Source organism: Chloroflexota bacterium (assembly GCA_014360825.1).
GTDB lineage: Bacteria > Chloroflexota > Anaerolineae > UBA2200 > JACIWT01 > JACIWT01.
This window is the reverse complement of record JACIWT010000037.1, coordinates 1-10,183: the sequence shown is the minus strand read 5'-3', so window position 1 is coordinate 10,183 and position 10,183 is coordinate 1. Positions and strand designations below refer to the sequence as shown.

Below are 10,183 nucleotides of genomic sequence, written 5' to 3'. Positions count from 1 at the left end.
CGTTCACTCGGTGGTATCCTTTCCATGGCGTGTGGTCCTTTCTACCCTTCCGGGATGGTGATGGGTTTGTTCGCCATAGTGTACCACACGCCGTTTGATTTTACAGGAGTGTACTGCCATCACCCCTCAGGTATCACCTGCTGGTACAAGAAGTGGCCAAAGAATGAGTTGCTGGTATTGGGTTTGAATCTTACGGTGCTCATTTTGCTGCTCCTCTCTCCAGTAATGCTCTGAAAAGAGATTTTAATCCCTTTAGCCCAGAGCAGAAAAACAAGGGCTTTTTCAGCACTCTCTCGTTAAACTTGCTTGCATTCTGATGAAATTTGTGCTATAATTTTATTGGTTTTAGCGAAGTAATGGATCTGGGATTCGCAGCCTGAGTGAGGGCAGCTCCGTGGCACGATTGGCAAAAGACCAAGCCAATAATCCCTTCGATATGTTACTGTTAGTGCCGGCGCGTGACACTGTCCTAATGGAGGGATAGTTTGTGACGCGCCCTTCGTCTTTTTTGGCCGCCCTAAGTGAGAAGTGGAGGAGGTGATGCGATAGGGAGAAAAATCTGGGTTCTTTGGTCTTCTGCATATAGGAACCAACGAGAATAGGAGTTAGAGGGAGAGAAAAACATGAGGAAGATAGCACTGACCTTTGCGTTATGCTTGGCGCTGTTCATGTTGCTGGCAGGGACAGCACTGGCAGGCAATCCGCCCAAGCCTCTTCGCCTGGTTGCGCCGAAGGTTACTACCGAACGGCTGCTCCATGAGGGCTACATCGGGCCTTTTGCTACTGCCGCCGAGATTGAGGCTGCGACACGGGCTTACCTGCGCGATTGGCGCGCCAAGCATCCGGACATCCCCAACCCCCGGGCGGCCCAGCGCGTCGCACAGAACGAGATCCAACTGGTCCGTGATGGCATCAGCCCCAAGGCAGCAGGAACAGCAGTGCAAGGCGAACTGAGGCTACTCACTGTCTTGGTCGAGTTTGCGGGCAGTGACACTTTCGTAGACTACTACCGCGAACCATTCCCCGAACGCGAGACCGAGTGCGTCACCGATACCGTAACCATGGTCGGTCCGATGCACAATGAGATCCCGGCTCCTGGCCCGCGCGATAACAATACGCTCTGGCTCGAGGATTTCAGCCCGGATTTCTACAATGCGATCGTCTACACCACCGAGGGCTGGACCGAGCGCATCCGCCCCGATCTGACAGGGGCCGACGGCCTGCCGGGCATTGATATCTCTGGCAAGACGTTTGTCAATTACTACGATGAGGTTTCTGGGGGTGAAATTTCCATTACAGGTGACCTCATCGGCTGGATCACAGTCACGCACTCTGAGGCCTACTACGGTGCCACCCTGTGCGGCGGCTCAGTGGCTGGCAATGGTCACCCCGACAACCCGCGTTTCCCCAGCGGCGTAGGGCAACTCGTAGTGGATGTAGTGGATCGCATCAACGAGTTGTACCCCGACTTCGACTGGCCTAGTTATGACACAGACGGCGATGGCCTTGTGGATCACCTGCTTATCCTCCATGCCGGCAAGGACTACGCTGACGGCGGTGGCGCACAGGGCAGTTACGCTATCTGGTCACACAGTGGTTCAGTGGACGACGCGGTGGGTGGCTATGTGGTGGATGACCGCGGCACACCGGAGGACCCCAGTGATGATATTCGAGTTCTCCATTACACTATGATGCCCGAGGACAACGCCATTGGCGTGTGGGTGCACGAGTTCGGCCATGACCTGGGCTTGCCGGATGTATACGACGTTACTGGGGGCGGCGATGCTGACCCGAACTTCTGGGAACTGATGAACACCGGCAGCCACTCAGGTGAACTCTTCGGCACCTGGCCCGCCAACCTCAGCGCTTGGTGCAAGATGGTGCTTGGCTGGAATGAGCCTTACGTGATAGATTACAATTCCCCAGCCGAGACACTGCGTCTCGGTCAGCGTCACAACCCGCCCGCCGATACGCTGGAGTCCGCGCTCATCACCTTGCCCGACCAAGTAGTCCAAGTTGGCACGCCTTACGCCGGCACCTACATGGCTTGGAGCAACAATGATGCCGACTGGGCCGACTACCGCCTCTGGAAAGACATCGATCTCTCAGGCTACGCGGCTGGCACCGAGATCCTGTTCACCTTCTACACTGACTACGTCATCGAAGAGGACTGGGACTTTGCCTTCATCGAGGTCTCCACCGATGGCGGCGCAACTTGGGTACAGTTGCCTGATCTGGATGGCATCACTACCCCTGATGACTATCCCGATCCCAATGGCCGCCTCCATGACTACGGTGACCTGAAATATGGCATCACCGGTAGTTCGGACGGCTGGATCCAGATGCGTTTCGATCTGTCGGCCTATGCTGGACAGAATATCCGCCTGTCCTTCCGCTACTGCACGGATGCCGCATACCTCGATATCGGCATGTTCGTGGACAACATCGAACTGTTGGCCGATGGTGTGGTATTCGATAGTGAGGACTTCGAGACCGGCGACCTGGGCACGTGGACGAACACACCTGGCGCCTTCCCGGCGGGCGTCCCTGGCGCGGGCTGGATCGTTACAGACGGCACTATGATCTACCCGCACTACTACATGCTGGAATGGGTGAACGCCGATGGCTTCGATGAGGGTGTCAAGTGGGCCTACTCAACCTCTCGCACGACGGACACAGGCATCGCCTTCTTCTTCGACCCAGAAGAGTGGATGGTGGACCGCGTCCCGTACAACGCGCCCGGCATGCTCCTCTGGTACCGCAACACGGCCAAGACCGTTAACGCCGTGAATGCCACTACTTGGGAAGGGCCGAGCATGGGGCCTAAGGGCTACCTGCTCCTAGTGGACTCGCACTATGACCCCGTCCGCTGGCCGGTGGACCCAGCAGCAGGCCAACTGGCTGGTTTGGTGATGCCTGGCCGCGCCCAGAGCTACAACATCGCCTTCAACAAGTGGGGCACCGACCTGTGGGAGAGTGCTGTATATGCTCCTGAGGCAGCCGAGCAAAAGGAAGCGGGTCCAGTAGCCGTCTACACGGTGGGTGGTGAGGCCGCGGTTCCTGAGTTCCATGACAGCCTGGGCTACTATCCTGGTCTGGGAATGGATGCTCAGTACAGGCTATACTATGTGGACCGCGACGCCAGCGTCACCATCCCCTCGGTAGAGAACCAGGTCTACACCACCAAGTTCCGCACTTGGCCTGGCCTGCTGGATGTCCTCCAGCCGTTCTGGGGCTTAGACCTATGGGGCGATGGCCTGACCATCTTAGGCCCCGGCGACCCGGCGTATAGCGGCGTGGCCTACGGGGTCAACCTGGAGGTTGCTGAGGAGGATGCCGCAGGGACATGGGCCGACGTCAACTTCTACAACTACACCATTGCCTTCGACTTCGGCGTCAGCGCTGAAGAAGCCTTCATCTGCGACACTGTCACATACAATGCCGAGATCCTCAACAACGGTGTCGAGAGTGGCACGCCGACCTGCTCCATCGTCCTACCGACCGGCGTTGAGATTGACGAGGCTTCTCTTGTGGCCACGGCCGGCACTGCCACTTATGATGCCGCGACCCGGACTATTTCCTGGAGCGGTACTCTGGCTGGTGGCGAGTCCGCAGTGATCTCCTTTGATGCCACTTTCACCAAGGCCGCTGAGGGTCTGGTCGAGGTCGAGGCGGTGTTTAACGACGGCGTCAGTGGCATGGACTGGCCCAAGTGGGCTTGGACGGAAGTCGTACGGCCTCCTTGCAATGCCGTGCCGAAGATAGATACCTATTCTGGTCCGGTTGGTGCTTTCTTCGACCAAAGCGACATGAGCAAGGTCTACTTCGGTGTCCGCCTCCAGCGCCGATCCGAGACTGGCATGCCTGACCTGTGCTTCTGCAAAGACGAAGTACAACTCTTTGTCGGCGACACGGAGGTGGAGGTGGTCGGCGAGGAGAAGCACGAGTTCTCCAAGTCATGGGCAGGTCCGCCCGGCTACGACTTCTGGGCCTATGTGTTTGGACCCTACACCGTGGACACGGTTGGCAGGCCGCTGCCAATCAGCCTGGTGGTCAATGGCTCCCAGGTCTGGACTGGCAATCTCCGACCCAATGCTGTCCTGAACCTCAACGAACTCTACGTCTTCAGTGGGCTGTATCAGGACATCGCTGCCAACCCATCACCAGGCATCGTCCGCCTCTACGCCTTCAAGCCGTGGCAGGAGGACGATCCAGTGACTTGGGTGTCGGGCGTGGACTACGACGTCTGGGAGCAGATCTCGGACAACGTAACCATTCCAGGCACAGGCTATTGGGCTCTGTCGTACCGGAACGAACTGGCTGATCTGGTAGACCAGATCAAACTCGGCTACCTGATCCGCTTCGTCCCGCCGACGGGCAAGGTCAACGTTGGGCCTTCGGTGCTGAACCGCTTCGGCCGGCAATCGCCGAATAACCCGGACGGCATCGAGTTCTGGTACGTCTGGCCAGCCCTGTACGGTGGCAACGTCATGCAACGCACTCCATAGGGGGAGTGGTCACGGATTCTGGCGGGCTGGCTGCCAGCCTGCCAGAATCTCCCAAGAGTTGCCTCCGGCAGGACTGCTGTGCAAACAATCGAAAGGCCGGTGAAATGATGTAATTTCACCGGCCTTTCGTTGCGTCAGAACAGGCTTCGATAGCGGTGAGACTCTATCAGAGACTGGTGTCTGTTGGCTAACCACTCAAGGCGAGGATGTCCCAAGATCCAACAAGGTCTCGATCGTGGCTTTCGCCTTTTGTTCGTCGAACCACTGGTTAAAGGCCTCCTCTTGCACTTGAACCTTTATGTCGGGATCCAGTTCGCGGATTCCTTTTTCCACCACGCGGATAATGTGATACCCAAATTGGGTTTGCACCAATGCACTGGTTTCGCCCGGCTCCAGAGCGAAAGCCGCCTCCTCAAATTCAGACACCATAAGCCCTTTGGGGAACCAGCCTAGATCACCACCCTGATCTTTGCTGCCCGTGTCAATCGAGTATTGTGCGGCTAAATCCTCGAATTTCTCGCCTGCCGCCAGTTTTTCCAACACCTCTTTGCCTGTCGCTTCGTCTTCCACCAGGATGTGGAGGGCATGTACCTGTTCAACCTCGGATGGGCCACCGTGAGCCTCAAACATGCGGTTGATCACTACCGAATCGCGTACATAACGCCGGAAGCTCTCTTCGGTGAGTTCGTTCAGTTGCAGGAATTCCTCCCAACTGGCGTAGGTCGCGCTGCTGGCGATCTCGGCCTTGTTCTTCTCCACTTCAGCGTCGATATCCGCCTCAGTAACCTGATCCAGCCCTTCTGACTTGGCAAGTTGGCGTATTAATTCCAAATTGATGAGTTGATCCAGGATCTGCTGCTGGAAGAGCGGCAAAACAGAGGTGTTATTCGGGTCGTTCCAGTCTAATCCGTAGCGCGTAGTGGCGACTTTGAGTTGGCGGGTCAATTCTTGCCTGTAAACGTCGGTCAGCACGGCTTCACCGTTCACCCGGGCCACTACGTTCCCCTCTGGCAATTTGAGCAGCGCCAGGGCTATCTCGATGCCGCCTGGAGGAATCGGAGTAGTCGTAGGAGGAATAGGGGTCGGACTTGGCTCCTCAATCGCGGTGGTAGGTGTGGCCTGGCCACAGCCGATAAAGGGTAGCGTCAGGAGCACAGCCGCCACAGTAATCACAACCGTTACTCGAAATTTCATAATGGACTTCCTTTCCTTAATTTTTTCCGATCCGTGAGCGCTGATGATATTGCCACACAGCGCATCTCCCAGTTCAAAAGCACTACATCTCCCGACGCCCCTCTAAGGCCCGAGCCAGGGTGACGACATCCGCGTATTCAAGATCTGCCCCTACGGGTAAGCCTCGTGCCAGACTGGACACTCGAATGCCCAAGGGTCGTATCTGTCGAGCCAAATACATGGCGGTATTTTCGCCCTCCAGGCTGGGATTCGTTGCCAGAACGACTTCTTTCACCCCACCATCTCGGAGCCGGGCCAGCAATTCGGCGATCCTGAGTTCTCCGGGGCCGATACCATCCATCGGCGAGATGACGCCGTGCAGCACATGATAAAGCCCCCGGTATTCGCCAGTGCGCTCGATGGCCAGCACATCCAGCGGCTCTTCCACCACACAAATGAGGGAATTGTCGCGTGTGGGGTCGCTACAGATGGGACAGGGGTTAGCTTCGCTGATGTTAAAGCATTTAGCACAGAAAACGGTGCGTTCGCGTAGTTCCTGGATCGCTCGCGCCAAGGAACGTACCTGGTCTTCCGGTACGCGCAATAGATAATACGTCAGCCGGGAGGCTGTCTTAGGGCCAATACCTGGCAGACGACTCAACTCATCAATTAGGCGACCAACTGGTTCTGGTGTCGTGCGCATTTCACATCACACCTAGTATCCCAAGGCCAGCAGTCAGAGGGCCCAATCGTTCTTCCGCCAGTGCTTGGCTTTTTTCTAATGCCTCATTGATTCCCGCTACGATTAGATCTTGTAATATCTCCACATCGCCCGAATTCACCACATCGGGATCAATGCGCACCGAAACTACCTTGTGATGACCTGTCATCACCACAGTCACTGCGCCCCCTCCCACCGTCGCCGTCACGGTCTCGCGCCCCAGTGCTTCCTGGGCTTCCTGAATTCTGGCTTGTAGTTCCTGAATTTGGCGTAACATCCCTGTGCCGCTGCCACTCACCTGATAGCGGCTCTTGCCTTTGCTGCCCATAGAACCCTCCTACTCGACGTCCGCCAGGGTCGCACCTAGGTTTTCTATTGCCTCGCGGATCCTCGGGTCCTTTTCAATTGCTTGTCGGTGGTCGCGTTCTTTCTCTTTCTTACGCTGCTCACGGTTGCCTTGGAAGATCGTACAGTGCACCCGACAGCGTGTGCCCAGAATTTTACTGAGCACATCTTCTACCAGTTCTTTGGAACGAGTCTCCTCAAATTTGTCCTTGTGGAACGGGTAGAGGAAAGCGAGGGTGAGCACACCATCCTGCACGCTGACAAGCTCACAGTCTCTGAGAACCGCTTCTGCCGGTCGGCTCTTTTCTCGGATGGCGGCCAGAAAACGCCCCCAGTGTTCCCGTACCAGTTCTACTGTGACAGAGCCGCCTGGTGGAACAGGTGTTGCTTCGGGAGCCACAGTGGCTTCTCTGTCGGCAACCTCCGAAATTTGTGATGCGCCAGGCGAGGCAGCCTCGGCGTGGATCGTCGAGGCGGGAGCAGAGAATGGCCGCGATGGCGAAGGCGCAGGTTCGAGTTCACTCGCGCTTGGTGACAAAGTGTTCTCCGGCGTGATTTGGACTGGCTCTTCGAGCAGTGAGGCCTCCACAAACGCCAGTTCTATGGGCAACTGCGGGTGAGACGATAGTTTCGTGCTTAAGGTTGCCCCGTTAAAAATCTTGATCACGTTCACCAGGCGACGTGAAGAGAAACCTTCGGCAAGCGCCTCCATTCTGAGAAGCGCTTCTTTTGTCTCGTGGATTAGTTTCCCGCCACCGTTCTTAATGAGCAGGAGGTTGCGCAGATATTCCAGCACCTCTTGCCCAAACTGGCGCGGATCTGCGCCGCTGTCTATTGTAGCGTTGATGAGGGCCAAGCCTGCAGCCACGTTTCGGTCGCGCAAGTGCGTAACGAATTCCTCCACTGCTTGCGAAGAAGCGGTACCTAGCAGGGCTTGCACCTGGGACAAAGTAACCTCTCGATCGCCGAAGGCGACCAACTGATCCAGCAGACTCTCTGCGTCGCGAAAACTGCCTGTGGCACGACGGGCTATCAATTCGAGTGCTGATGGCTCGGCTTGGATCCCTTCTTGTGTGCAGATGCGATTGAGTTTGAGCAACAGGTCGCTCATTGAAACGCGGCGGAAGTCGAAACGTTGGCACCGAGAAAGGACAGTTTCCGGGATGCGATGTGGCGCCGTGGTGGCCAGGATGAAAATGGCATGAGGAGGCGGCTCTTCCAACGTCTTGAGAAGGGCGTTAAAGGCCTCGTTGGTGAGCATGTGCACTTCATCCACTACGTAAACTTTGTACTTGCATTCGCTGGGAGAAAAGACGATTTTCTCACGTAAGTCGCGTATCTCATCAATACCGCGGTTAGAGGCTGCGTCAATCTCAATGAGGTCGAGGGAACGACCCTCATTCAGACTCTGGCAAATAGAGCATTGATTACACGGCTCGCCGTCGTGAGGGTCGAGGCAGTTGACCGCCTTGGCGAAAACACGAGCAGTGGTTGTCTTGCCGGTGCCTCGTGGTCCAGCGAATAGGTATGCATGGCTGATCCGCCCCGTTCGGAGTGCATTTCGCAGCGTTCGGGTGACATGTTCCTGGCCGATGATTTCGCCAAACGTTTGGGAACGCCAACGCCTGTACAATGCCTGAGCTGACACCGTGATCCTCCTCCTAGCAACAGAGCAAGTGTAGTGTAACACCGAAAAGGCGGAAACGCAAATGCAGCGTTTAGTTTACCAATTTTGCGTATAGTTCTCGCTGTCGTTCGATAGCGGCCCGATAACGCATGTGGCGGTTCAGGTCCGGAACATAGGTAGCTCCGAATTCCCCAGGTGCGTCCTCTACGTTTGATAACACCCCCAATGATTCCAATGCCAGCAATGCGGCTCCCCGACCAGACACCTCCTCTATCTCTGAGACTGCAATGGGTTGGTTCAGCACATCGGCAATGATTTGGACCCAGGTGGGAGATTGGCGCGACGCAACACCGCCGGCGATAATGATACTATCATCAGGTAATAGGTCCGCTAACAACTCGTAGACCAGTGCAATGCGGTAAGCGATGGCCTCGAGGCTGGCTCTTAGGATGTCCAACGGGGTGGTATTGAGAGTAAGACCATGGATCGTGGCCTGAGCATTTGCAGACCACCCGGGGCTGCGTTCCCCGGCCCAAAAGGGCAGCACAGTGAGCCCGTGACTGTCGGGTGGCATGGCCGCTAGCGCTCGCTCCACATGGCTCCCTTTTAGCCGAAGTGTCTTTTGCATCCAGACATAGACGATGCCCCCTTCATTGAGAGCCCCACCCAAGAGCAATCGACGGCGGTCTACTCGGTAGCACCACAAGCCCCATGGAACCGGTACCGATTCTTCGGACACAATCAAGCGCATAGCAACAGTGCTGCCCATCGTCAGGGCTACCCGTCTGGGAGAGACGCAGCCGCAGCCGATGTCGGCTGCTGCGCCATCACCGAGGGCCGGGAACCAGGGCACTTCTGCTAGAGAAGGCCAGCGTTTAGCGAACTCCGAACGCAACCCTATCTGCGGTACGTTTACATCTGTCAGCGGTGAGAGATGTGTGAGCCCAATTGGCAGAGCCTCGAGGAGCGCCTCATCCCACACCAAGCGGCGAATGTCGAGCAGTCCGGTCCAGGAGGCTACCGAATAACTGACTGCCGCCTGGCCAAATAATCGCAAGAAGAGGTATTCGCCAATAGAGACCCAGCGGGCAGCCTGCCTGAGCACCTCAGGCTGGGTGCGAGCCAGCCAAAGGAAACGAGCGGGCAGGTAACTGGTGTGAAGGTAGCAGCCCGTGCGTTGATGGATAAGTCGCTCATCGAGCGTGGCCCGCAACACGAACACGTCCGGTGCCGAGCGCGTGTCCGCATAGGCTATCATCGGCGTAAGAGGACGATGGTGCACATCCACCCCGAGCACATTGCTTACCAGCGTGCTAATGGCCACTGCGCGGATTTCCCCACTCATTGGTCCAGCAGTCGAGAGCACGTCGTCCACGCATCCAAATATCAAATCCAGCAGAAAGTCGGGGCCGATTTCAAAAGTGCCGTCGCTGGCCGTACGCATGGTGTAGGAACGACGTGCTGCCAGCCCGTCCAAAAGCCGGCCACTTCGGTCAAAAAGCATCGCACGCACTGCTGACGTGCCGATATCAATGGCTAAGATATAAGGCGGTTCGCTTTGAGCAGGGAGTACCTTCATTCAAGCCCTCCTTCACGCGCGGAGAAATCATGAGTTCAGATTACACCAAATGGACATCATGTCAAATGCTTTCTGTCATTAGTGGCACTTTTTAGGAGCACGCAAGGTGATGGCAGTACACTCCTGTAAAATCAAACGGCGTGTGGTACACTATGGCGAACAAACCCATCACCATCCCGGAAGGGTAGAAAGGACCACACGCCATGGAAAGGATACCACCGAGTGAACGA

General features: G+C 56.5%; 6 protein-coding genes. 1 reads left to right on the top strand and 5 read right to left on the bottom strand.

All coding sequences use genetic code 11. The features are described 5' to 3' along the window. Positions 1-623 precede the first annotated feature (623 nt). Entirely contained in the window at positions 624-4,508 is a 3,885-nt protein-coding gene (locus tag H5T64_12970; GenBank protein MBC7265249.1) for an immune inhibitor A, read from the top strand. Between the two features lie 195 nt (positions 4,509-4,703). Here H5T64_12970 and H5T64_12965 read toward each other — a convergent pair whose 3' ends face one another. The 5 genes from H5T64_12965 to H5T64_12945 form a co-directional block, all read right to left on the bottom strand. Continuing rightward, positions 4,704-5,702, bottom strand: a complete 999-nt coding sequence (locus H5T64_12965) for a peptidylprolyl isomerase (GenBank protein MBC7265248.1) — start codon at positions 5,700-5,702, stop codon at positions 4,704-4,706. A gap of 82 nt (positions 5,703-5,784) precedes the next feature. After that, a complete protein-coding gene (recR, locus tag H5T64_12960; protein ID MBC7265247.1) occupies positions 5,785-6,384 on the bottom strand; it encodes a recombination protein RecR in 600 nt (199 codons plus the stop codon). 1 nt (position 6,385) lies between these two features. Next, a complete protein-coding gene (locus tag H5T64_12955; protein ID MBC7265246.1) occupies positions 6,386-6,679 on the bottom strand; it encodes a YbaB/EbfC family nucleoid-associated protein in 294 nt (97 codons plus the stop codon). A 60-nt stretch (positions 6,680-6,739) separates the two neighbouring features. Continuing rightward, entirely contained in the window at positions 6,740-8,395 is a 1,656-nt protein-coding gene (gene dnaX, locus H5T64_12950; protein ID MBC7265245.1) for a DNA polymerase III subunit gamma/tau, read from the bottom strand. 70 nt (positions 8,396-8,465) lie between these two features. Further along, positions 8,466-9,953, bottom strand: coding sequence for a gluconokinase (locus tag H5T64_12945; protein ID MBC7265244.1), 1,488 nt, complete (start codon positions 9,951-9,953; stop codon positions 8,466-8,468). Positions 9,954-10,183 lie beyond the last annotated feature (230 nt).